Consider the following 21614-nt stretch of genomic DNA (forward strand, 5'->3'; position numbering starts at 1 on the left):
GGGGGCGTTATCGCCCCCGTAGCCTTGCCCCCAGCGCTTCCTTGAGCGCCCGACGCTTCAGCTGCTTGTTGGTCGCGGCCGGGCCGTCCCACCAGCCGTCCGCCTGCATCCGGCGGGCGGCGGCGACCACCCGCTCCGCAATCTCGTGAAACAGCCCATCGTCCACGTCGAGGCTGAAGATCAGTCGCCCGGTGCCGACCCACGACAGCGCCAGCCCCTCGGCACGGAGGTAATATTGCAGCATCCAATTGTAGCGGGAGGGGCGGGTGTAGAGGAAGGTCCAGACCGTCGCGAGGTTGGCGATCGCGACCGGCACCGTCGCTGCGGCGAGCAGCGCGTTGAGCCGCGCGGCGCGCGCGTTCCAGCGCGCGGCCATGCCGTCGTACATCGCCGCGACCTGCGGCGTCTCAAGCCGGCGCAGGAAGGCGTCGGTCGCGGCCATGACATAGGGATGCGCGTTGAAGGTTCCGCGCGCGAAGCAGATGTCGACCGGGCGATCGTCGCGCCAGCGCTTCATCAGCGTGGCGCGCCCGGTCAGCACGCCGATCGGCAGCCCGCCGCCCAGCGTCTTGCCCCAGACGATCATGTCCGGATCGATGCCCCAGGCGCGCGCGACGCTGCCGGGGGCGAGGCGGAAGCCCATGAAGACCTCGTCGACGATCAGGACGATGCCGTTGGCGCGGCAGGTGTCGGCGAGGCGACGGAGCCACGCGATGTACGCGGGCAGGTCCGCACCGGCGGCACGCGCGCTGTCGACGAGCTGGCTGTCGGACGGCGCGCCGCCGTTGGGATGCAGCGCCTGGAGCGGGTTGACCAGCACGCAGGCAATGTCGTTGCGTGTGGCGAGGACGGCCAGGGTCTGTTCGGACTGGTCGGCGAGCGTCAGCGTGTGGTCGGCGGGGATCGGATTGCCGATGCCCGGCTGCACGTCGCCCCACCAGCCGTGATAGGCGCCGGCGAAACGGACCAGCCGTTTGCGCCCGGTGTGATAGCGCGCGAGCCGCACCGCCTGCATCACCGCCTCGGTACCCGACATGTGGAACGACACTTCGTCGAGCCCGGACAGCGCGCGCAGGCGGCGGACGTTGTCCGCGACCACCGGGTGGTAGCTGCCGAGCACCCCGCCGAGCGGCTCGGCGGTGTCGAGCGCCTCGCGCATCGTCTCCTTGTAGAAATCGTTGCCGAACAGGTTGACGCCGTAGCTGCCGGTCAGATCGATGAAGCGATTGCCGTCGAGATCGGTCAGCCACGCGCCGTCCGATTTCGCCATGAACGCGCCGACCGGCAAATGCTCGCGCACCGTCTGCGCGAACGGGAAGGGTGCGCGGTAGCGGCCGGTGAATTGCAGGTCGGACAGGCCGGGGCGCGTCTCGGCAGTCAGCGCCAACGTCGTGGGGAAGCGCTCCGCATAGAGCGCCGCCAGCCGCTCGAACGCGGCGCGGCGGCGCGCGGCGACGGTCGTGTCGCAGCCGTCGGCGCGGAAGAACCGCTCCTCGACATGCGCATAATAGGGGATTTGCGCGGCAAGGCGCTTGGCCATGCGGACGTGCCCGCCCGGGCCGGGATGCTTGGCGCGCGACAGGGCGAGCCGATCCCGGCCCCTCGTCGCGGCGAACAGGGTGCCGGCGACGAGCCCGGCGACGGCAGCGAGGGTCTTTTTCTCCATGGCGCCACTACGCGCGCCGCGATGACGCAGGTGTGACAATGCGGAACGGACTGATGCGCGTGCTGATGCAGGAAGACCTGAACTTCCTGCTGACCAACCGGCTGCCGCGGCGCTGGGCCACGACGCTGGTCGGGCGTGTCGCGGCGGCCGAGCATCCGGTCGTGGCGAAACCGGCGCTGGCGGCGTGGCGGTTCTTTTGCGACGTCGATCTGTCGGATGCGGCCACGACGCAATTCGCGAGCCTGCGCGACGGGTTCATCCGGGGATTGCGCGAGGGCGCGCGCGCGTTCGCACCCGGCGACGATGTCGTGGCGAGCCCGTGCGACGCGATCGTCGGTGCCCATGGGCGGGTCGAGGACGGGCAGCTCTATCAGGTGAAGGGCTTTCCCTACCGCATCGACGAACTGGTGCCCGATGCCGAGGCCGCAGCGCGTTTCGCGGACGGGTGGTTCGTGACGCTGCGGCTGACGGCGGGGATGTACCACCGCTTCCATGCACCGGCCGACATGACGGTCGACAGCGTGACCTATCAGTCGGGAGATTGCTGGAACGTCAATCCGATCGCGTTGAAGCGCGTCGAGCGGCTGTTCTGTCGCAACGAGCGGGCGGTGATCGCCGGGCATGGCGGCACGCGGCCGTTGCTGCTGGTGCCGGTCGCGGCGATTCTGGTGGCGAGTATCCGGCTGACCTTCCTCGACACCGAGCGGACGTTGCGCGAGCACGGACCGGGGACGCGCGCATGCGACGTCCGGCTCGAGAAGGGCGCGGAGATGGGGTGGTTCGAGCATGGCTCGACGATCGTGATGTTCCTGCCCGCGGGCGCGCGGTTGCGCGCGGGCTTGCGCGAGGGGCAGGCGATCCGCGCGGGCGAGGCGATCGCCGACTGGTGAGCGATCAGGCGGCGGGCAGGGTCAGCGTGACCAGCAGCCCGTGCGGATCATGGGCGGCGAGCGTGAGCGAACCGCCATATAATTCCGTGAGTTCGGCGACGATCGACAGGCCGAAGCCGTGTCCGCCGCCGCGCTCGTCGAGGCGCGTGCCGGGTTGCAGGACCTGCGCGCGGGCGTGGGCGGGGATGCCGGGGCCGTCGTCGGCGATCGTCACGCGGACGTGGCGGCCGTCGCGGCGGGCGGCGACCGCGATCCGCGCGCGGGCGTGGCGCGCGGCATTGTCGAGGAGGTTGCCGAGAAGTTCGTCGAGATCCTGCTGATCGACCGCCACGGCCAGATCGTCGGGAACGTCGCGGTCGATGGCGAGCGCGGTGTCGCGGTGGAGCCTGGCGATCACCGACGCGAGATCGTCGACGGCGGGGGCGAGCGCGGTGGTGGTGCGGTGGTTGACCGCGGCGGCGCGGGCGCGGGCCAGATGGTGACGGATGGTGCGGTCGATGCGCGCGACGGCGGCGGCGTGGTGCGGTTGATCGCGCAAGAATAGCGACAATGCGGCCACGGGCGTCTTCAGCGCATGCGCCAGATTCGCGGCCGAGGCGCGCGCGGTGGCAAGTGCGGCGGCATTGTCGGCGGCGAGTGCGTTGAGCTCGACGGCGAGCGGCTGGAGCTCGGCGGGCTGGTCGGTGTCGACGCGGTCGCGCTGCCCGGTGCGGATCGCCGCGACCTGCTCCCCGAGCGCGCGCAGCGGACGCAGGGCGATGCGCAGTTGCAGCAGCAGCGCGGCGGTCAACAGCGCCGCGACCGCCGCCAGCGCCATCAGCAACGGAGCGAGTGCGCCTTCGATCGGCCGCGCCACGACCGCGCGCGGCGCGGCGGCGGTCAACGTCACCGGGCCGCGGCGGGTGGCGAGCGTGATCGTGCGCGCGTGAAGCGCCGCGCCGCCGGGGGCACGCGCCTCGATCGGGCGGGGGCCGGGCGGCGCGGGCGGTGCGGGGGGCGGTGGCGGCGTCGGGGGACCGGCGGCGGGAGCGGGGATGTCGGCGGCGCCGAGCGCACCGCCCGGGCCCGCGATCCGCCATTGCCAGCCGGGGTCGGCACCGAACGCCGCGACGCGCTGCGTCAGCCGTGCACGGTCGACCCGGCCGTCGCCGTCGACGACCGAGGCGAGCACCAGCAGCTGCGCATCGAGGCGGCGGTCGAGCCCCTCGGTGACGAAGCGGCCGAGCAGCCCGGCCATCACCGCGCCCGCGATCGCCAGCGCCAGCAGCGTCGCGACCGCGGACACCAGCAGCATCCGGCCCTGTAGCGAACGGGGCAGCGAACGGGGCAGCAAGCGCGGCATCAGGCCGGGCAGACTAGGCGATAGCCGCGGCCACGGACGGTTTCGATCAGCGCGGCGCCGACCTTCTTGCGCAGCCGGCCGACGATGACCTCCAGGCTGTTCGAATCGACGTCGGCATCGCCCTCGTAGACGCGTTCGAGCAGGTCGAGCCGCTCGATCACCGCGTTGCGATGGAGCATCAGCTGCGAGAGCACGCGCCATTCGAACGCGGTAAGCTTGACGGGCAGGCCGTCGAGCTCGAACACGCCGGTCTGCGCGTCGAACGACAGCGGGCCGCACGCGAGCAGCGCCTGCGCGTGGCCGGCGGCACGGCGCATCAGCGCGCGCAGCCGCATTACCAGTTCCTCGATGCGGAACGGCTTGACGAGGAAGTCGTCGGCGCCGGCCTTGAACCCGGCGACCTTGTCGGACCAGCCGTCGCGCGCGGTGAGGATGAGCACCGGCAGGTCGCGACCGGCGGCACGCCACGCCTTGAGCACGCCCACGCCGTCGAGCCCGGGAAGGCCCAGATCGAGGACCGCGGCGTCGAAGCGCTCGGTCTCGCCGAGATGCGCGGCGTCGATGCCGTTGTCGACGAGATCGACCGCGAAATTTTCCTCGCGCAGCGCGCGCGCGATCGCGGGGCCGAGATCGCGGTCGTCCTCGACCAGCAGGATGCGCATTTGTCCCCTTTCGTCGTCCGCTTCGCCCTATGCCGCGCGGTTAAACCGAAACTGAACGATCCGGTTCAGCGCGGGTGGCACGGGACGATTCTACACCGCGGTCATCAACCAAGAGGAGTGAGCGATGAAGGCGACGATGATCCCGCACCTGACCCGACCGCAGCGCGTGGCGCTGGCCGGGGCGGCCTTGCTGGCGGTGGGCGCCGCGGGCGGCGCCGGTGCGGTGCAGCTGACGCGGCCGAGCGTCGAGATGGCGCCGACGGTGCCGACCGCGATCGCCAAGCTGCCGGCGAGCGACGGCATCGTGACGGTGCGCGGGCGCGTGGCAGCGGTCTATGGCCAGCGCTTCCTGGTGGAGGATGCGACCGGGCGGACGCTGGTGGATGCCGGGCGCGGCGCCGGCACGCTGACCAGGGGTGCGCCGGTGCTGGTCCAGGGCCGCTTCGACGACGGGCAGCTGCGCGCGCGCTTCCTGGCGGATCAGGCCGGGGTGCGCGAGGTCGGCGCACCGCCGCCGCCGCCGCCACCGCCGGGCGCGGGGGCTCCCCCGCCGCCGCCGGGTGCCGGTGCGCCGCCGCCGCCGCCGCCGGGTGCCGCCGCACCGCCGCCGCCTCCGCCGCCCGGCGCGGGTGTTCCGCCGCCGCCGCCGGGTGCCGGCGCACCGCCGCCGCCCCCGCCCGGTGCGGGTGCGCCTCCGCCGCCGGCCGCCGGTGCGCAGCCGCCCGTCCGCGGTGGAGCGCCGGTGCCGCCGCCCCCGGCCGCCCCGCGGACCTGAGGTGAAGCAGGGGGGCGGCGCGCGTCGCTGCCCCTTGCTTCGGAGTCTGACCCAGCAAAGCCGGTGACGCTTCCACGTCGATGGATCAGGCGCCAGGTCAGGCGGTTTCGGGCACCGGGGTGAGCGCCGTGCCGCGGCCGAACCAGCTCAGCAGATTGTCCACGACCAACTGCCCCATCGCCGCGCGCGTGTGCTCTGACGCCGAGCCGAGGTGCGGGAGCAGCACGACGTTCTCCATCGCGCGCAGCTCGGGCGGCACGTGCGGCTCGTCGGCATAGACGTCGAGCCCGGCGGCAAGGATCGTGCGATCGCGCAGCGCGGCGATCAGCGCGGGCTGGTCGACCACGCTGCCGCGCGCGACGTTGACGAGGATGCCGTCCGGCCCGAGCGCGGCGAGCACCTCGGCATCGACGAGGTGGCGCGTCGCCGCGCCGCCGGGGACGATCGCGATCAGCACGTCGCAGGCCTGCGCCAGCGCGACGGGCGTGTCGTGATAGGGGTAGGCGACATCGTCGCGGCGCGTGCGCTGGTGGTAGGCGACCGCGACGTCGAAGCCCTCCAGCCGCCTGGCGATCTGCTGCCCGATCGCACCGAGCCCGAGGATGCCGACCGTCCGCCCGCGCAGCGTGGGCGAGAGCGGGAAGGGCGCATCCTCCCATCTGCCGTCGCGCACGTAGCGGTCGGCCTGCGGCAGGCGGCGGATCGTCGCGAGCAGCAGCCCGATCGCTAGGTCGGCGACCTCGGCATCGAGCACGCCGGGAGTGTTGGTGACGACGATGCCGCGCGCGGCCGCTGCACCGGCGTCGATATTGTCGTAGCCGACGCCGAAATTGGCGACGATCTCCAGCGCGGGGAGCCGGTCGAACAGCGCGGCACCGACCGGGCCGGCGAGCGTGTTGGCGGCAAGCCCGCGGATCGCGGTGCCGTGCGCGGCCAGGAAGGCGTCGGCGTCCGGCTGTTCCCAGAGGCGGTGGAGCGTGAAGCGCGCGTCGAGCGCGGCGATGACCGGCTCCGGCATGGGGGCGGGCATCAGGATCGAGATGTCGGTCATCGCGCCATCCTAGCCGCTTCGGCGCGCCGCGCCAGCCGATCGGGCGTGCGCCGCGGGTGCCGCATGGGTGAACGCGCCGGTCTTCGGGAGCTGGGGAGGGCCCGCTGTCATGGCGGCGACCGCCGAAGGCGACCGGGCGTCGCAACGGACATCTTCCCGTCCGACGATCGGGCGCGACGCAGGTTAAGGTGTTCGTAGCCGTCGGCGAAGAGGAAGCGCTTGCCGCGTCAGTGGCTTGGCGGCGATACCGATCGAGCAGAAACAGCAGGGAGACGGATATGCGTGGAACGATCGGTGCGGCGCTGGCGATGGTGCTGGCGGGAGGGGCGGCGCAGGCCGAACCGGCGAAGCTCGATCCCAGGACGGCGATCTATGAACTGCGCACCTATTATCCCGCGCCGGGGAAGGCGGCGGCGCTGAACGCGCGGTTTCGCGAGCATACGACGGCGCTGTTCGCCAAGCACGGCATGACCAACGTGGCCTATTGGAACGAGATCGCGACCGAGGCGGCGCCGGAGGGCCGGCTGGTCTATGTGCTCGCCTATCCGAGCCGCGCGGCGCGCGATGCGGACTGGGCTGCGTTCGGGAAGGATCCCGAGTGGCAGAAGGTGGTCGCGACATCCGAGGCGGCGGGCAAGCTGGTGACGAAGGTCGACAGCGTGTTCATGACCGCGGCGGATTATTCGCCGCCGATCCTGGCGAAGTGACGCCGTTCGTCATTGCGAGCGTGGCGAATCCAGAGCCGGACCAGGACCACTGGATTGCTTCGCGGTGCTCGCAATGACGATCACGCGGTCGCGCCGGCATCTTCCTGTCAGTGTCCGTGGAACGGTAGGGGGCTAGCGGAGCTTGCCAGATCGCTGGCCAGCGCAGCTTGGTTAGCGGGCGAGCGACCCCAAATGACGTCCGACGTCATTCCCGCGAACGCGGGGATCCAGACACGCTCCGGTTCATTGTAGAGCCGCAACGGCAGGGGTTCTGGATCCCGCCTGCGCGGGGATGACGAGAACGGCTGTATATGTCAGCCGGCTCTACGTCTGCGCAACGCTCTCCGCTCTGCGAGGGGGTGAGGGACGGGCAACCTAAAGCGCGCTGCCCTGCGGCGCGGCGCCCGGCTTCAGCAGGTCGAGCACCGCGGCGGTCATCGCGGTGGCGCCGGTCGTGACGACCGCTTGCGGATCGACCTTGAACAGCGGGGAATGGTGCGACGGGATGGCAGGGCCGCCCCGGGCAGCGGCATCGAAGGCCGCCTGTGGCGTGCCGCCGACCGCGAAATAATAGCCCTTGATGCCGTACTTCGGCTCGATGAAGGCGGCGAAGTCTTCCGCGCCCATGCCCTTCTGCTGGAACGGAATCACCTTGTCGGCGCCGAGCGTCGTCGCCATCACCGCGTTGAGGCGGCGGGCGAGCGCGGCGTCGTTGATCGTCGTCGGCGTACCCTCGATCACCGTCACCACCGGCATCTTGTCGGCGGGCATACCGTTCAGCTCGCCGATGCCGCGCGCGACGCGCTTGATCCCGGCGAGCAGCTGCGCGCGAGTCGCCTCGTCGTTGGCGCGCACCGTCACCTGCAGCCTGGCCTGGTCGGAGATGATGTTGTGCTTCAGCCCGGCATGGAAGCTGCCGACGGTGATGACGGCGGGGCGCAGCGGCTGACGCTCGCGGCTTACCAGCCCTTGCAGCGCGACGACGAGCTGGCTGGCCATGTAGACCGGGTCCTTGCCGGCCTGCGGACTGGCGCCGTGCGCGCCGATGCCGGGGACGATGATGTCGACGCTGTCGGAGGAGCTGTACTGGATGTCCTCCGATGCCGAGACGGTGCCTGCCAGCCCCTCGGAATTGGAATGGTAGGCGAGTGCGTAGTCGGGCTTCGGAAAGCGCGTGTAGAGGCCGTCCTTGACCATCGCGGCGGCGCCGCCGACGCGTTCCTCGGCGGGTTGGACGACGAAGACGATCGTGCCGGCCCAGCGGTCCTTCATCGCCGCCAGCCGGCGCGCGGTGGCGACCAGCCCGACGATGTGCGTGTCGTGGCCGCAGGCGTGCATCACCGGCGCCTCGACGCCGTCCACGCCGACCTGTCGCGCGGTGCTGGCGTTGGCGAGGCCGGACTTTTCCTCGACGGGCAGGCCGTCCATGTCGGCGCGGACCAGCACGACCGGGCCGGCGCCGTTCCTGAGCACGCCGACGACGCCGGTGCCGCCGACCTTCTCGGTCACCTGGACGCCGGAGATCGCGCGTAGTGCCGCCGCCATCTTCGCGGCGGTGCGCTCCTCCTTGAACGACAATTCGGGGTGGCGGTGGAAGTCGTCCCACATCGCCGCGAGCGACCGGTCATAGTCGGCGCGGATGGCGGCGGCATAGTCGGGCTCGGCCGAGGCAGGTTGCGCGAGCGCGCCGAACGCGGCGGCGGCGAGAAGCAAATGACGCATGGCAAGACCCCCAGGTTTTTCCCGCAGCGTAGCGCGACGGCGTAGCGGCGCAATGGGGATCGCGCCCGCGGCAGGAATACTCGGGCGACTAATGGAACTTACTAATCTGGAGCAGGTTTATCCGCTTGGCCGCTGCACGGGGCGGCTGGTCGCGCGGAGAGCCCGGTTGATCGCACGCTTCGCCTGTGCCGATATTCACTGCCTGCCCGCCATCGGCTGCGCGGCCGGCGTGACGTCGTGCCCGGCGGTCTGATCCCGGCTCCGGCTGCACTTTTCCCGGAGGAACGATCATGAACAATCACGAGCTGCACGGCGGCGTTCGTCACGTCGGCGGCAAGGTCGAAAAGGTCGCCGGCGATGTCGCCGATCGCCGCGACTGGCAGGTCGGCGGCGTCGTCGATCAGGTGGCGGGCAGCGCGGAGCATCTGTTCGGGCGCGCGCAGTCGATCGCGGCAGACGTCGTGGACGCGACTCCGGCGCTGATCGGCGAGGCGCGCGAGGCGATCGGCACGGCGGCGGACCGCGCGGCTGCCGCGACCCGCGACGGTGCGCGCCGTGCGGATGTCGCGGTGCGCCAGCATCCGGGTGCATCGGCAGGCGTGCTGGCCGCCGCGATCGGCGGGCTGGCGCTCGGCTGGCTGCTGTTCGCCCGGCGCGATTGAACGGCGGCGTCGCAAACAGGCGTGCGGCGACGGCGACGCCCGCCGGCCCGGGCAAGACATGTCAGTAACAGGAGTGCGTATGGCAACGAACATCTCGACCGGCATCAGGCCGCTGGAGGATAACGCGATCGTCCGCGCCGGGCGTCGCGTGTCGTGGGGCGCGATCTTCGCCGGGGTGGTGATCGCCGTGGCGGTGCAGCTGGTGCTCGGCATCCTCGGTACCGGAATCGGCCTGTCGATGGTCGACCCGGTCGAGGGCACGACGCCGGGCGCGGCGGGCTTCGGGATCGGGGCTGGCATCTATTGGCTGATCACCACCGTCGTCGCGCTGGGAGCGGGCGGCTATGCCGCGGCGCGCGTGTCGGGCGTGACGGAGCGGTTCGACGCGCTGGTCCACGGTCTGGTCGTGTGGGGCGTCACGCTGATCCTCACGCTGTACCTGCTGACCTCCGCGGTCGGCGGCATCATCGGCGGCGCGTTCCGCACCATCGGCTCGGTCGCGGGCGCGGCGGGAGCGACGGTCGGCACGGTGGCACCGCGCGCGGCACAGGTCGCGGGCGTCGATGTCGGCGACGTGCGGCAGGAGGCCGCAGCCTATCTGTCGGACGCGCCCAGCGATCCGGCGCAGATGACCCCGGAGCAGGCGCAAAAGGAAATCGCCAAGCAGCTGCCGGCGCTGGCCGGCGGCGGCGCGGCAGGGCAGCGCGCCGAGAGCCGCATCGTCGACATCGTCGCCGCACAGCGCAAGATCCCCCGCGAGCAGGCGCAGGCGCAGGTGACAAAGGCCAAGGCGGACGTCGTGCAGACCAAGAACGACGCGGTCGCGACCGCCAAGTCGGCGACCGACGCCGCCGCCGGTGCCGCTGCCAGCACGTCGTTCGTGCTGGTCCTGGCGCTGCTCGTCGGAGCCGGGGCGGCGGCGTTCGGCGCGACGAGCGCGACGCGTCGGCGGCTGCAGTGACTTCTCGCGGCGGGCCTGGCCTGTCCGCCCGCCGACCCTCGTGTTTTCAGAAGGAGACGACCATGAACCGCAAGATCGCTCTCACCTCCGCCGCGTTGGCGATGCTGGCGCTGTCGGCATGCAACACCGTGAACGGCGTCGGCAAGGACGTGAAATCCGCCGGCACCGCCGTCGAGGACGCGTCGGGCAAGAACAAGAAGTGATATCGTGAGGAGGAGGCGTCACGTCGCATGACGACGCCTTCCTCCCTCGCGTGTCTCGGAACCCCGCCGCGACGCTCGGTCGCGGCGGGGCTTTTTCGAGCTATGGTAGCTTGGACACACGCTTCGACACGTTCAGGGCGAACGGCGATGTGCTCCGGGTGAGGGGCCGACGCTGGGCTCGCGTCAGCGCGCCAGCGCCGCTGCGGCGCGGGCACGCGCCTCGATCTCCGGCAGCGTTCCCTCGGTCACCCAGCTGCCGCCGACGCACAGCACCGGCGCGATCGCGAGCCAGTCGGGCGCGCTCGCCTCGGTGATGCCGCCGGTCGGGCAGAACTTGCACTGGTAGAAGGGCGCGGCGAGCGCCTTGAGCGCCTTCACCCCGCCGCTGGTCTCGGCCGGGAAGAACTTGAAATGCTCAAGCCCCATGTCGAGCCCGCGCATGATGTCGCCCGCGGTGGCAACACCCGGCAGCCACGGGATGCCCGCTTCCATGATCGCGTCGCCGGTCTTTGCCGACAGGCCGGGCGAGACGATGAACTCCACCCCGGCGTCCTTCACCTGCGCGACCTGATCGGTGGTGACGACGGTGCCGGCGCCGACGATCGCGCCGGGCACCTGGCGCATCTCGCGGATCGCGTCGAGCGCGGCGGGAGTGCGCAGCGTCACCTCCAGCACCTTCAGCCCGCCGGCGACCAGCGCCTCGGCGAGCGGGCGCGCCTGTGCGGCGTCGTGGATGACCAGCACCGGGATGACCGGGCTGGTGCGCATGACGGTTTCGATAGTGCTCACGAACGGTGCTCCTGCGCGAAGGCGGCCGCGGCGCCGAACAGGCCCGGCTGCGGATGGGTGATGAGCTTGACCGGCAGGCTGGACATCAGCGACTGGAACCGGCCCTTGGCGACGAAGCGCTGGTCGAAGCCCGAGCGCAGCAACTTGTCCTTGATGCGCAGCCCCAGACCGCCCGCGATGACGACGCCCTTCGCACCGTGGGCCAGCGCCAGGTCGCCGGCGACCGCGCCGAGCGCGAGGCAGAAGCGGTCGAGCGCCGCGAGCGCGATCGAATCGGTGCCCTCCAGCGCCTCGGTCCAGATCGCCTTGTCGTCCTTGTGGATGTACGCGCGGCCTTCCAGCTCGGCGAGCGTTTCGTAGATCGCGACGATGCCGGGGCCGGCGACGATCCGTTCCACCGAGACGCGGGTGTAGGTCTTGCGCAGCCGCTTGAGCAATGCATCCTCGATGCCGTCGAGCGGGGCATAATCCATGTGCCCGCCTTCGGTCGGCAGGACGCGGTAATGGCCGTCCTGTTTATAGACCTGCGCGACGCCCAGCCCGGTGCCGGGGCCGCAGACGGTGGTGACGCCGTCGGTGGGCAGGGCCACGTCGGGGCCGCACAGATGCTCGAAATCGGCCGCAGGCAGCTGCCCGACCGCATGGCCGATCGCGCCGAAATCGTTGATGATCGTCCAGGTGTCCGCGCCCAGCCGCTCGGGGATCAGCGACGGGCGGATCACCCACGGGTTGTTGGTCATGCGGATCACGTCGCCGGTGATCGGTGAAGCGACCGCGATCGCGGCGGCGTTGGGAAGAGTGCCGCCCATCCGCTCGCGGAACGCCTCATATGCGGTCTGGAGGCTGGCGTGCTCGGCGGTCTTCTGGGTCACCGGTTCGCCGAGCGACACGACACGGCCGCCCTCGACCTCCGCGATGGCGAAGCGCGCGTGCGTGCCCCCGATATCGACCGCTACGACCTGCATAAATTCCTCCCTCTCCCTTTCGGGGAGAGGGCCGGGGTGAGGGGCCGCCACTGGCGGCACCGCTCGTGGCGGGGGGGCGGCCCCCCCCCCCCCCCCCCCGGGGGGGGGGGGGGGGGGGGGGGGCCCCGCCACTGGCGGCACCGCTCGTGGCGCCCCTCTCCCAACCCTCTCCCCGAAGGGGAGAGGGCTATGTATCGTTACAGCCCCGCGCCGGCCAGCACCGCACTCGCGCCCTTCTCGGCCTCGTCCGCCAGCCCGCGGAACATGCCGAACAACTCGCGACCCATGCCCGTCGCGGGAGCGGGAGCAGCGGCTTGTTCGCGCATCGCCCATTCGTCGGCGGGCACGAGCGCGTCCAGCGTCCCCGCCTCCGCATCGACGCGGATCAGGTCGCCGTCGCGGATCAGCCCGATCGCGCCGCCCACTCCGTTCAGACCGGGCAAGGCCTCCGGCGAGCAGTGGATCGCGCACGGCACCTTGCCGCTGGCGCCCGACATGCGGCCGTCGGTGACCAGCGCGACCTTGAACCCGCGGTTCTGGAGCACGCCGAGCGGCGGGGTAAGTTTGTGCAATTCCGGCATGCCGTTGGCGCGCGGCCCCTGAAAGCGGACGACGACGACGACATCCTGCTCCAGCTCGCCGTTCTTGAACGCCTCGAGCACCTCGAGCTGGTCGGCGAAGACGCGCGCGGGCGCCTCGACGATCCAGCGCTCGCGCTCGACCGCCGACACCTTGATGCAGGCGCGGCCGATATTGCCCTGAAGGATGCGCATCCCGCCGTCAGGGGAGAAGGGCTGGGTGACCGGGCGCAGGATCGTCTCGTCGCGGCTGTCGCCCGCCGGGCTCCATGTCAGCGCGTCGCCGTCCAGCCTCGGCGCCGCGGCATAGGCGGTGAGATCGTCACCCGCGACCGTCATGATGTCGCGGTGGAGGTAGCCGCCGGCCAGCAGTTCCTTGATGATATACGGCATGCCGCCCGCCGCCTCGAACCCGTTCACGTCCGCCGAGCCGTTCGGATAGACGCGCGCCAGAAGCGGCACCGCGGCGGAGAGGCGGTCGAAATCCTCCCAGTCGATGACGATCCCGGCCGCGCGCGCGATCGCAGGAACGTGGAGCAGGTGGTTGGTCGATCCGCCGGTCGCGAGCAGCCCGACCGCAGCGTTGACGATCGCCTTCTCGTCGACGCAGGCGCCGAGCGGGCGGTAGTCGTCGCCGTGCGCGCCGATCCTTGCCAGGCGGTGGACGGCGGCGCGGGTCAGTTCCTGGCGCAGCTTCGTGCCCGGATTGACGAAGGCGGCGCCGGGCATGTGAAGGCCCATGACCTCCATCATCATCTGATTGGTGTTGGCGGTGCCGTAGAAGGTGCAGGTACCCTGCGTGTGATAGGCGGCGATCTCCGCCTCCAGCAGCTCCTCGCGCCCGCACTCGCCGGTCGCGAACCGCTCGCGCACCGCCGCCTTCGCCTTGTTGGGCAGGCCCGAGGGCATCGGCCCGCCGGGGATCAGGATCATCGGCAGGTGACCGAAGCGCAGCGCGCCCATCAGCAGCCCCGGCACGATCTTGTCGCAGATACCGAGCAGCGCCGCGCCCTCGAACGTGCCGTGGCTGAGCGCGATCGCGGTCGACAGCGCGATCGTGTCGCGGCTGAACAGCGACAGCTCCATGCCGGCATAACCCTGCGTCACGCCGTCGCACATCGCGGGGACCCCGCCCGCGACCTGCGCGGTGGCGCCGGCCTCGCGCGCCCAGACCTTCATCTGCTCCGGATAGCGATAGTAGACCGCATGCGCCGACAGCATGTCGTTATAGGCGGTGACCAGGCCGATGTTCATCGCCTGCGCCTGCGTCTTCATCGCGTCGCGGTCTTCGGGCGTGCCGGCATAGGCATGCGCGAGATTGGCGCACCCCAGCTTCGGGCGGCCGATCCAACCCTGCCGCTCGCGCTCGATCAGCGAGAGATAGGCCTGACGGGTCGGGCGGCTGCGCTCGATGATCCGGTCGGTGACGGCGCTGACGGCGGGGTTCATTGGCTGACCTCGAACATGGCAAATCGGACGCCACACCGCGGACCGGTCACCCCGGCCAGCGACCGGACATCATGGCGCCGCGAACGCCCCGGCCGCGTCTGTAGCGACAGCATCGGCCCCGGAACAAGTCCGGGGTGACGTTGCGGCATACGTATTCGGTACTTACGCCGCCCAGTGGATGTCGACGGGCAGTTCGGCGTCGGCGAGCACGCGCCCGATCGGGTAGGGCGAGCCCGCGCCTTCCTTGATCGCGTCCTCGATCACCTTGCGCTTCGCATCGCCGGTCACCGCGATCATCAGCGCGCGCGCGGTCACGATCCCCTGGCGCGTCAGCGTGACGCGCGCGACGGGCGCCTCGGGCGGCAGCGGATCGGGCATCACGCCGGTCGCGCGGCGCTCCTTGGGGCCGTTCAGCGCCTCGTCGAAATCGGGGCCGGGGAAGATCGACGCGGTATGGCCGTCGCCGCCGACGCCGAGCAGGCACAGATCGAGCGGCCAGTGCAGGTCCTGCATCAGCGCATCGGCCGAGCGGCCGGCGGCCTTGTAGTCGTCGGTCGCCTTGGGCACGATCGGCATCACGCGCGCGCCCTTCGGAATGAAGATCTTGCCGAGCGAGGTGACATTCGACAGCGGGTCGCCCAGCGGCACGATGCGTTCGTCGCCGGGAATGATCGTCACCCGCTTCCAGTCGAGCTTCGCCTTCGCCAGCTTTTCATAGGCGGGCAGGGGAGTCTTGCCGCCCGCCAGCGCGATCACCGCCGAGCCGCGCGCGTCGATCGCGCTTTCGATGACGAACTGGATATCGCCCGCGACCGCATCGGCCAACTCGGCGGCGTCGTCATATTCCCACCATTCGATTTCGGTCATGTCGTACTGCCTTATGAAATCACGTTATCCCCGCGAGGGCGGGGATTCAGCAACGCTGACCTCCCGGTCGATCGCACCACCTGCGCGTCTGGATTCCCGCCTGCGCGGGAATGACGAAGGTATCAATCGTCCTGCCAGGTCACGTTGTCGCGCTCGGTCAGCGCGATCGCACCGGCCGGGCCCCAGGTGCCGGCGGCATAATGCTTGGGCTTGGTCTGGTTGGCGGACCAGCCGGCGCGGATCGCGTCGATCCACTTCCACTGCGCCTCCACCTCGTCGCGGCGCACGAACAAGGTCTGGTCGCCCTCGATCAGGTCGAGCAGGAGGCGTTCGTAGGCGATGCGGCGGCGCTTGCCCGCGAATTCGGCGTCGAGGCTGAGGTTCAGCGGCACTTCGCGCAGCTTCAGCCCGTCGCGGTCCAGCCCCGGCTCCTTGGTCATCACCAGCAGCTGGATATATTCCTCGGGCTGGAGGCGGATGACGAGCGTGTTCGGTTGCAGCCGGCCGCCGCGGCCCGAGAACATCGAGTGCGGAACGGGCTTGAACTGGATCGCGATCTCGCTGCGGCGCTTCGCCATGCGCTTGCCGGTGCGCAGGTAGAAGGGCACGCCCTGCCAGCGCCAGTTGTCGATATGCGCCTTGATCGCGACGAAGGTCTCGACATCGCTGTCGTAGCCGAGCTCCTCGTCGTATCCGCGCACGACCTTGCCGCCGACCGCACCTTCCTCATACTGGCCGGTGACGGTGTTCTGCTGGACATCCTCCGGCGCGATCTTGCGCAGGCTGCGGAAGACCTTGGCCTTTTCGTCGCGGATCGCGGTGCCGTCGTACAAGGCCGGCGGTTCCATCGCGATCAGCGCGACGAGCTGCAGCATGTGGTTGGCGACCATGTCGCGCAGTGCGCCGGCGCCTTCGTAATAGCCGGCGCGATCCTCCAGCCCAACCGTCTCGGCGATCGTGATCTGGACGTTGTCGATGCCCTGCGCGTTCCAGATCGGCTCGAACATCGAGTTGCCGAACCGCAAGGTCAGAATGTTCTGCACCGTCTCCTTGCCGAGATAGTGATCGATGCGGAAGATGCGGTCCTCGGGGAAGACCGAGGCGACGGTGTCGTTGATCTCGCGGCTGGATTCGAGGTCGTAGCCGAGCGGCTTCTCCAGACCGATCCGCACCGTGTCGCCGGCCAGGCCGACGCTCTGCAACCCCTTCACCGCCGGTTCGAACAGCGACGGCGCGGTCGAGAGATAGATGGCGAGCCCGCCCGAGACGTCGCCGATCTTGTCGGCCAGTGCCTGGTAGGTGGACGGGTCGGACAGGTCGACCGGCTGGAAGAACAGGCGGTCGAGGAAGGACGACAACGCGGCTTCGTCCTTGCGATCGGCGGGCAGGAACTCGTCCAGCGCCTTGCGCGTGGCGTCGCGGAAGCCGTCGTCGGACAGGTCGCCGCGCGCCGAGCCGGTGATCGTCAGCCCTTCGGGCAGCAGCCCGTCGGCGTGCAGGCCGTAGAGCGAAGGCAACAGCATCCGCTTGGCGAGATCGCCCGTCGCACCGAACAGCAGCAGCTTTCCGACCGGATTGCGCTCCACTGCGAATCTCCTTCCTACAGGGTCAGGCCGGCGACGGGATCGAGCCCGGCCATGATGTTCAGGTTCTGCACCGCCGCACCGGCGGCGCCCTTGCCGAGATTGTCGAGCGTCGCGATCAGCAGCGCCTGCCCGGTCGCCTCGTTGCCGGTCACACGCACCGTCATGCGATCGGTGTTCGCATCGTCCTCGATCCGCACGGTCGTTACCGCCTCGTGCGCGAAGCGGACCACGCGGTTGCCGTCATAGGCGGTGGCCAGCACCTCCGCGACATCGGTCAGCGACGCGCGGCGCGTCAGCTGCGCCAGGTGCAACGGCACCTGCACGACCATCCCGCGGTAGGCGCGCGCGACCGCGGGCTGGAAGATCGGCGCGGTCGACAGCCCGGCGTGGCGCCGCATTTCCGGCGCATGTTTGTGGGCGAGGCCGAGCGCATAGGCGCGATAGGCGGTGTTGGTCTCGCCGCCCTCGAACTCGGCGATCATCGCCTTGCCGCCACCCGAATAGCCGGAGGTCGCGTTGACGCTGAGCAGTGCATCGGCGCCGAGCAGCCCGGCGCGCACCAGCGGGCGAACGAGCGCGAGGAAGCCCGTCGGGTAGCAGCCGGGATTGCTGACGAAACGCGCGCCGGCGATCCGGTCGGCCTGGTCGGGATCGAGCTCGGCGAAGCCATAGACCCAGCGGTCGGCGACGCGGTGTGCGGTCGAGGCGTCGATGATGCGGGTACGGTCGTTGGTGATCATCGCCACCGCCTCGCGCGCGGCATCGTCGGGCAGGCACAGGACGACATAATCGGCGTCGTTGATCGCCGCGCGTCGTGCCGCCTCGTCCTTGCGCCGCGCTTCGTCGAGCGTGACCAGCGCGATGTCGCGTCGCGACTCGAGCCGCTCGCGGATCTCGAGCCCGGTCGTGCCGACCGCGCCGTCGATGAAGACGCGCACCGTCACTGCGGCTGCACCGCGTCGAGGTCGAGATAGCCGACCAGCCCGGTGTCGACCGCGATTCCCCAGGCGCGGCCGCCGGTCATGTCGAGCAGGTCGAAGGCCGCACCGGCAGGGAGTGTCGTGAGCGGCGCGCTTGCGGGATCGCGCCCCTCCTGGAGCACGGCCTCGCGCGCGACACAGCGGCGGAGAGGCGCCGCGTAATGAGGGGCGAACACGCGGTCCGCGAGCCGGACGTCGGCGATGTCGGCGCGCACTGCGTTGGTGCGCGGGTCGAGCACCCGCGACCGCCCGGTAAGCGCGAATCCGCTACGCCCTGGCCTCACCGGCGGTGCCGACGGGACGGGCGGCGGCGGGGGCGGCTTCCCCTTCGCCGATGAACTGGCCGAACTCTTCAAGAAAATCTGCCCCCTCGGTCGTGCGGGCGACGAAGATGTTGCGTTTGTCGCTGTCATCGCGCTGGCGGCGCAGATAGCCCAGCGCGCCCAATCGATTCAAGGCGCGCGTCACCACCGGTTTCGACACGTTCAATATCCGCGCCAGTCCGCGGACCGTATGCGGTCCGGGCCGCAGATAGACGACCAGCAGAAGCGCCATCTGGCGATTGGTGAGATCGGGTTCGCCCGAGCGCACGTAATCGACCAGCGCGTTCATCCACGAACTCAGTTCGGGTTGAGCCAATGTTGCCACGTCCTCGTCCCGCTCGAAAGGAAGCCCGGATCGCTCCGGCCGGATGATCCCGGTTTGTTGCGGACTAACGCCCGCTTTCGCGGCTGGTTTCAGCTATGGCACGAAATTGGCACGGGTCGTGCGCCGCGGGGGCGGGGAGCGCGGTTGATCCCGGCGCGCCGCTCCCCTATGTGCGCGTCGGTCCGCGGCCCTCGTGCCGGCGGCTGTTCTTCGTTCAATCGGAATCGCGCCCCGCCCATGTTCACCTTCCTGATCGTCCTCCAGGCCATTATCGCGGCGGCGCTGGTTACCGTGATCCTGATGCAGCGGTCGGAAGGCGGCGGCCTGACCTCCTCGGGCAGCCCGTCGGGGTTGATGTCGGCACGCGGTGCCGCCGATTTCCTGACGCGCGCCACGTCGGTACTCGCCGGGCTGTTCATCGCGATGAGCATCCTGCTGGCCTTCCTGGCGGCGAGCCGCGGGGCGGTGTCGGTCGATACCTCGCTCGAGCGCCGCACGCCCGCGCCGCAGGCGCAGGTGCCCGCGCAGCAGCCGCCGGTCGCCGCGCCCGGGCAGGCGCCCACGCCGGCCGCGGCCGACAACGGCGTGCCGCTCGCGCGCTGATCCATCCGGCATTCACGGTCGGTTCGTCGCGCGCGGGGTGCCCGCGCGCTTGCCCTTTTGCGTAGTTGAAGGTTAGGGGTTGCGTCCCATGGCGCGGTACATTTTCATCACCGGCGGCGTGGTTTCCTCGCTCGGCAAGGGTCTTATGGCGGCGAGCCTCGCGGCTCTCCTGCAGGCGCGCGGTTATCGCGTGCGTATCCGCAAGTTCGACCCCTATCTCAACGTCGATCCGGGCACGATGAGCCCGTATCAGCACGGCGAGGTCTATGTCACCGATGACGGTGCGGAGACCGATCTCGACCTCGGCCATTACGAGCGTTTCACGGGCGTGTCGGCGCGCCAGTCGGACAATGTGACGAGCGGCCGCATCTACAAGACGATCATCGAGCGCGAGCGGCGCGGCGACTATCTCGGCGCGACGGTGCAGGTGATCCCGCACGTCACCGATGCGATCAAGGCGTTCGCGAAGGCGGAGACCGACGACCTGGATTTCGTGCTGTGCGAAATTGGCGGGACGGTCGGCGATATCGAGTCGCTGCCGTTCATCGAGGCGATCCGCCAGCTGAAGAACGAGGTCGGGCGCGGCAATGCGATCAGCATCCACGTCACGCTGGTGCCGTATATCGCGGCGGCGGGCGAGCTGAAGACCAAGCCGACGCAGCATTCGGTACGCGAGATCGCGGCGCTCGGCGTTCAGCCGGACGTGATCGTCTGCCGCTGCGAACAGCCGCTGCCCGAGTCGGAGCGCGCCAAGATCGCGCTGTTCTGCAACGTGCCGGAGACGGCGGTGATTCCCGCGCTCGATGCCAAGAGCATCTATGCGGTGCCGCTGCAATATCACGGGGAGGGGCTCGATTCGGAGGTGCTGCGCGCGTTCGGCATCACGCCGTCGTCGCCGCCCGACCTCAGCCGCTGGGAGGAGATCGTCGAGCGGCTGATGCACCCCGAGGGCGAGGTCACGGTCGGGGTCGTCGGCAAATATGTCGGGCTGCAAGACGCCTACAAGTCGCTCAACGAGGCGCTGGTCCACGGCGGGATCGCGAACCGGGTGAAGGTCAACATCCGCTGGATCGACGCCGAACTGTTCGAGGGCAACGACGACAGCGAGATCGCCGCGCATCTCGAGCCGTGCCACGCGATCCTGGTCCCCGGCGCGTTCGGGTCGCGCGGCGCGGAGGGCAAGATCGCCTCGGTCCGCTTCGCGCGCGAGCATAACGTCCCGTACTTCGGGATCTGCTTCGGCATGCAGATGGCGTGCGTCGAGGGCGCGCGCGATCTGGCCGGCATCAAGCAGGCCTCGTCGACCGAATTCGGCGCGACCGACGAGCCGGTCGTCGGCCTCATCACCGAATGGATGGGCGAGCGCGGGCTGGAGAAGCGCGCCGAGAACGGCGATCTGGGCGGCACGATGCGGCTGGGCGCCTATCCGGCCGCACTGACCGGGAACAGCGTCGTCGCCTCGATCTACGGCAGCGACACGATCAGCGAGCGGCATCGCCACCGCTACGAGGTGAACACGCAATATCGCGAGGCGCTGGAGCAGGGCGGACTGGTGTTCTCGGGCATGTCGCCGGACGGCATGTTGCCCGAGATCGTCGAGCGGCCCGACCATCCGTGGTTCGTCGGCGTGCAGTTCCATCCGGAGCTGAAGAGCAAGCCGTTCGAGCCGCACCCGCTGTTCGCCAGCTTCATCGCCGCAGCGGTGAAGCAGAGTCGACTGGTTTAAGGCACTGTTCCCCTTTTAGCCGTCGACTTCCTTATCTCTGTCACCCCCGGCGAAGGCCGGAGGCCGGGCGGGAAGGCCTCGGCAACGGGGCGCCGGGCGTCGTCATCGGCGTTTCGGTGCTGGCCCCCGGCCTTCGCCGGGGTGACGGAAATACGGGAAGACGGACGGCCGCAACCGACGTCGCACCCTCCAGAAAAGGGAAAGGCGCCCGAGCCTTGCGGCCCGGACGCCCCCACCGGCGTCCCGAAAGGGAGCAAAGGGACGCCGATCCCGGTCAGGCCGCCTGTGCGGTGTCGGCCTTGTTCTCGACGGCGGCGAGCGGTGCGCCGGTCTTGATCGCGATCGTCTTCGGCTTCATCGCCTCCGGCACCTCGCGGACCAGATCGATCACCAGCAGGCCGTCGTTCAGGCGTGCGTCCTCCACGAACACGAAATCGGCCAGCTCGAACCGCCGCTCGAAGCTGCGGTTGGCGATGCCGACGTGGAGGAACTGGTTACCGTCCGCCTTGTCGTCCTTCTTGCCGGTCACCAGAAGCAGGTTCTGCTGCGCGGTGATCTCGATCTCCTCGCGCGCGAACCCGGCGACCGCCAGCGTGATGCGGTAGCGGTCTTCCGCCACGCGCTCCAGGTTGAACGGCGGATAATTCTCGGCGCTGCTCCGCGCGTTGGCTTCGATCAGGTCGAACAGCCGGTCGAAACCGATCGTGGAGCGGCGATAGGGGGTAAGGTCGAAACGCATGTCAAATCCTCCGATGAGCTATTTGAAAGCGGCGCCCGGACAA

Annotated in this window: 23 protein-coding genes; 9 read left to right on the forward strand and 14 right to left on the reverse strand. The window is 70.2% G+C overall.

The features are described from left to right. Positions 1-7 precede the first annotated feature (7 nt). Complete coding sequence (locus J2Y58_RS00255; RefSeq protein ID WP_310096923.1) at positions 8-1666, reverse strand: aminotransferase class III-fold pyridoxal phosphate-dependent enzyme; 1659 nt, start codon at positions 1664-1666, stop codon at positions 8-10. A 38-nt stretch (positions 1667-1704) separates the two neighbouring features. Between J2Y58_RS00255 and asd the strand changes: the two genes are divergently transcribed. Then, positions 1705-2556: an archaetidylserine decarboxylase gene (gene asd / locus J2Y58_RS00260; RefSeq protein ID WP_310096926.1), complete on the forward strand. Its 852-nt coding sequence runs from the start codon at positions 1705-1707 to the stop codon at positions 2554-2556. Between the two features lie 4 nt (positions 2557-2560). On the opposite strand, the gene J2Y58_RS00265 is transcribed toward asd, so the two are convergent. Both J2Y58_RS00265 and J2Y58_RS00270 read right to left on the reverse strand, forming a co-directional pair. Beyond that, entirely contained in the window at positions 2561-3850 is a 1290-nt protein-coding gene (locus J2Y58_RS00265) for a sensor histidine kinase (protein WP_310096929.1), read from the reverse strand. A 47-nt stretch (positions 3851-3897) separates the two neighbouring features. Further along, a complete protein-coding gene (locus tag J2Y58_RS00270; RefSeq protein WP_310096932.1) occupies positions 3898-4560 on the reverse strand; it encodes a response regulator transcription factor in 663 nt (220 codons plus the stop codon). 124 nt (positions 4561-4684) lie between these two features. Here J2Y58_RS00270 and J2Y58_RS00275 point away from each other — a divergent pair, with 124 nt between their 5' ends. Further along, a complete protein-coding gene (locus tag J2Y58_RS00275; RefSeq protein ID WP_310096936.1) occupies positions 4685-5335 on the forward strand; it encodes a hypothetical protein in 651 nt (216 codons plus the stop codon). Positions 5336-5432: 97 nt separating this feature from the next. Here J2Y58_RS00275 and J2Y58_RS00280 read toward each other — a convergent pair whose 3' ends face one another. Continuing rightward, positions 5433-6386 carry a 2-hydroxyacid dehydrogenase gene (locus J2Y58_RS00280; RefSeq protein WP_310096939.1) on the reverse strand — a complete coding sequence of 318 codons (954 nt, stop codon included), beginning with the start codon at positions 6384-6386 and terminating at the stop codon, positions 5433-5435. Positions 6387-6664: 278 nt separating this feature from the next. Here J2Y58_RS00280 and J2Y58_RS00285 point away from each other — a divergent pair, with 278 nt between their 5' ends. Further along, entirely contained in the window at positions 6665-7093 is a 429-nt protein-coding gene (locus J2Y58_RS00285; protein WP_310096942.1) for an NIPSNAP family protein, read from the forward strand. A 375-nt stretch (positions 7094-7468) separates the two neighbouring features. Here J2Y58_RS00285 and J2Y58_RS00290 read toward each other — a convergent pair whose 3' ends face one another. Then, positions 7469-8815 carry an amidohydrolase gene (locus J2Y58_RS00290; protein ID WP_310096945.1) on the reverse strand — a complete coding sequence of 449 codons (1347 nt, stop codon included), beginning with the start codon at positions 8813-8815 and terminating at the stop codon, positions 7469-7471. 91 nt (positions 8816-8906) lie between these two features. On the opposite strand from J2Y58_RS00290, the gene J2Y58_RS00295 reads away from it, so the two are divergent. The 4 genes from J2Y58_RS00295 (at position 8907) to J2Y58_RS00310 (ending at position 10641) form a co-directional block, all read left to right on the forward strand. Then, positions 8907-9068, forward strand: a complete 162-nt coding sequence (locus J2Y58_RS00295) for a hypothetical protein (RefSeq protein ID WP_310096947.1) — start codon at positions 8907-8909, stop codon at positions 9066-9068. A gap of 37 nt (positions 9069-9105) precedes the next feature. Beyond that, positions 9106-9477, forward strand: coding sequence for a CsbD family protein (locus tag J2Y58_RS00300; RefSeq protein WP_310096950.1), 372 nt, complete (start codon positions 9106-9108; stop codon positions 9475-9477). Between the two features lie 79 nt (positions 9478-9556). Next, positions 9557-10438 (forward strand): hypothetical protein, encoded by an 882-nt coding sequence (locus J2Y58_RS00305; RefSeq protein ID WP_310096953.1) that lies wholly within the window; start codon positions 9557-9559, stop codon positions 10436-10438. A gap of 62 nt (positions 10439-10500) precedes the next feature. Beyond that, a complete protein-coding gene (locus tag J2Y58_RS00310; protein WP_310096956.1) occupies positions 10501-10641 on the forward strand; it encodes an entericidin A/B family lipoprotein in 141 nt (46 codons plus the stop codon). A 183-nt stretch (positions 10642-10824) separates the two neighbouring features. Here the strand turns inward: J2Y58_RS00310 and eda are convergent, their stop codons facing one another. From eda to J2Y58_RS00350, 8 genes are all read right to left on the reverse strand, one after another. Then, the gene (eda, locus tag J2Y58_RS00315) at positions 10825-11430 is read right to left on the reverse strand and encodes a bifunctional 4-hydroxy-2-oxoglutarate aldolase/2-dehydro-3-deoxy-phosphogluconate aldolase (RefSeq protein WP_310096958.1); all 606 of its coding nucleotides are present in this window, start codon (positions 11428-11430) and stop codon (positions 10825-10827) included. Beyond that, positions 11427-12395, reverse strand: a complete 969-nt coding sequence (glk, locus tag J2Y58_RS00320) for a glucokinase (RefSeq protein ID WP_310096960.1) — start codon at positions 12393-12395, stop codon at positions 11427-11429. The genes eda and glk overlap by 4 nt, the downstream gene beginning before the upstream one ends. Before the next feature lie 197 nt (positions 12396-12592). Beyond that, positions 12593-14422 (reverse strand): phosphogluconate dehydratase, encoded by a 1830-nt coding sequence (gene edd, locus J2Y58_RS00325; RefSeq protein WP_310096963.1) that lies wholly within the window; start codon positions 14420-14422, stop codon positions 12593-12595. 162 nt (positions 14423-14584) lie between these two features. Beyond that, positions 14585-15289 carry a 6-phosphogluconolactonase gene (pgl, locus tag J2Y58_RS00330; protein WP_310096966.1) on the reverse strand — a complete coding sequence of 235 codons (705 nt, stop codon included), beginning with the start codon at positions 15287-15289 and terminating at the stop codon, positions 14585-14587. A gap of 122 nt (positions 15290-15411) precedes the next feature. Next, positions 15412-16875 (reverse strand): glucose-6-phosphate dehydrogenase, encoded by a 1464-nt coding sequence (gene zwf / locus J2Y58_RS00335; RefSeq protein WP_310096968.1) that lies wholly within the window; start codon positions 16873-16875, stop codon positions 15412-15414. Positions 16876-16889: 14 nt separating this feature from the next. Then, positions 16890-17819, reverse strand: a complete 930-nt coding sequence (gene argC, locus J2Y58_RS00340; protein ID WP_310096971.1) for an N-acetyl-gamma-glutamyl-phosphate reductase — start codon at positions 17817-17819, stop codon at positions 16890-16892. Continuing rightward, on the reverse strand, positions 17816-18094 hold the full coding sequence (locus J2Y58_RS00345) for an SH3 domain-containing protein (RefSeq protein ID WP_310096974.1): 279 nt from the start codon (positions 18092-18094) through the stop codon (positions 17816-17818). The genes argC and J2Y58_RS00345 overlap by 4 nt, the downstream gene beginning before the upstream one ends. Positions 18095-18122: 28 nt before the next feature. Next, positions 18123-18467: a MarR family transcriptional regulator gene (locus J2Y58_RS00350; protein ID WP_310096977.1), complete on the reverse strand. Its 345-nt coding sequence runs from the start codon at positions 18465-18467 to the stop codon at positions 18123-18125. A gap of 273 nt (positions 18468-18740) precedes the next feature. On the opposite strand from J2Y58_RS00350, the gene secG reads away from it, so the two are divergent. Together secG and J2Y58_RS00360 are read left to right on the forward strand one after the other, a co-directional pair. Continuing rightward, positions 18741-19106 carry a preprotein translocase subunit SecG gene (secG, locus tag J2Y58_RS00355; RefSeq protein ID WP_310096979.1) on the forward strand — a complete coding sequence of 122 codons (366 nt, stop codon included), beginning with the start codon at positions 18741-18743 and terminating at the stop codon, positions 19104-19106. 88 nt (positions 19107-19194) lie between these two features. After that, complete coding sequence (locus J2Y58_RS00360; RefSeq protein WP_310096982.1) at positions 19195-20832, forward strand: CTP synthase; 1638 nt, start codon at positions 19195-19197, stop codon at positions 20830-20832. Between the two features lie 274 nt (positions 20833-21106). Here the strand turns inward: J2Y58_RS00360 and J2Y58_RS00365 are convergent, their stop codons facing one another. Next, complete coding sequence (locus J2Y58_RS00365; protein ID WP_310096985.1) at positions 21107-21571, reverse strand: Hsp20 family protein; 465 nt, start codon at positions 21569-21571, stop codon at positions 21107-21109. Positions 21572-21614: the final 43 nt, after the last annotated feature.

Origin of the sequence: Sphingomonas sp. BE138, assembly GCF_031456125.1 — a bacterium.
GTDB lineage: Bacteria > Pseudomonadota > Alphaproteobacteria > Sphingomonadales > Sphingomonadaceae > Sphingomonas.

Excerpts from the sequence above, each read along its gene's own strand:
- J2Y58_RS00255 (WP_310096923.1), bottom strand. The coding sequence starts at position 1,666 with ATGGAGAAAAAGACCCTCGCTGCCGTCGCCGGGCTCGTCGCCGGCACC.
- asd (WP_310096926.1), top strand. The coding sequence starts at position 1,705 with ATGCGGAACGGACTGATGCGCGTGCTGATGCAGGAAGACCTGAACTTC.
- J2Y58_RS00265 (WP_310096929.1), bottom strand. The coding sequence starts at position 3,850 with ATGCTGCTGGTGTCCGCGGTCGCGACGCTGCTGGCGCTGGCGATCGCG.
- J2Y58_RS00270 (WP_310096932.1), bottom strand. The coding sequence starts at position 4,560 with ATGCGCATCCTGCTGGTCGAGGACGACCGCGATCTCGGCCCCGCGATC.
- J2Y58_RS00275 (WP_310096936.1), top strand. The coding sequence starts at position 4,685 with ATGAAGGCGACGATGATCCCGCACCTGACCCGACCGCAGCGCGTGGCG.
- J2Y58_RS00280 (WP_310096939.1), bottom strand. The coding sequence starts at position 6,386 with ATGACCGACATCTCGATCCTGATGCCCGCCCCCATGCCGGAGCCGGTC.
- J2Y58_RS00285 (WP_310096942.1), top strand. The coding sequence starts at position 6,665 with ATGCGTGGAACGATCGGTGCGGCGCTGGCGATGGTGCTGGCGGGAGGG.
- J2Y58_RS00290 (WP_310096945.1), bottom strand. The coding sequence starts at position 8,815 with ATGCGTCATTTGCTTCTCGCCGCCGCCGCGTTCGGCGCGCTCGCGCAA.
- J2Y58_RS00295 (WP_310096947.1), top strand. The coding sequence starts at position 8,907 with ATGGAACTTACTAATCTGGAGCAGGTTTATCCGCTTGGCCGCTGCACG.
- J2Y58_RS00300 (WP_310096950.1), top strand. The coding sequence starts at position 9,106 with ATGAACAATCACGAGCTGCACGGCGGCGTTCGTCACGTCGGCGGCAAG.
- J2Y58_RS00305 (WP_310096953.1), top strand. The coding sequence starts at position 9,557 with ATGGCAACGAACATCTCGACCGGCATCAGGCCGCTGGAGGATAACGCG.
- J2Y58_RS00310 (WP_310096956.1), top strand. The coding sequence starts at position 10,501 with ATGAACCGCAAGATCGCTCTCACCTCCGCCGCGTTGGCGATGCTGGCG.
- glk (WP_310096960.1), bottom strand. The coding sequence starts at position 12,395 with ATGCAGGTCGTAGCGGTCGATATCGGGGGCACGCACGCGCGCTTCGCC.
- edd (WP_310096963.1), bottom strand. The coding sequence starts at position 14,422 with ATGAACCCCGCCGTCAGCGCCGTCACCGACCGGATCATCGAGCGCAGC.
- pgl (WP_310096966.1), bottom strand. The coding sequence starts at position 15,289 with ATGACCGAAATCGAATGGTGGGAATATGACGACGCCGCCGAGTTGGCC.
- J2Y58_RS00350 (WP_310096977.1), bottom strand. The coding sequence starts at position 18,467 with ATGAACGCGCTGGTCGATTACGTGCGCTCGGGCGAACCCGATCTCACC.
- secG (WP_310096979.1), top strand. The coding sequence starts at position 18,741 with ATGTTCACCTTCCTGATCGTCCTCCAGGCCATTATCGCGGCGGCGCTG.
- J2Y58_RS00360 (WP_310096982.1), top strand. The coding sequence starts at position 19,195 with ATGGCGCGGTACATTTTCATCACCGGCGGCGTGGTTTCCTCGCTCGGC.
- J2Y58_RS00365 (WP_310096985.1), bottom strand. The coding sequence starts at position 21,571 with ATGCGTTTCGACCTTACCCCCTATCGCCGCTCCACGATCGGTTTCGAC.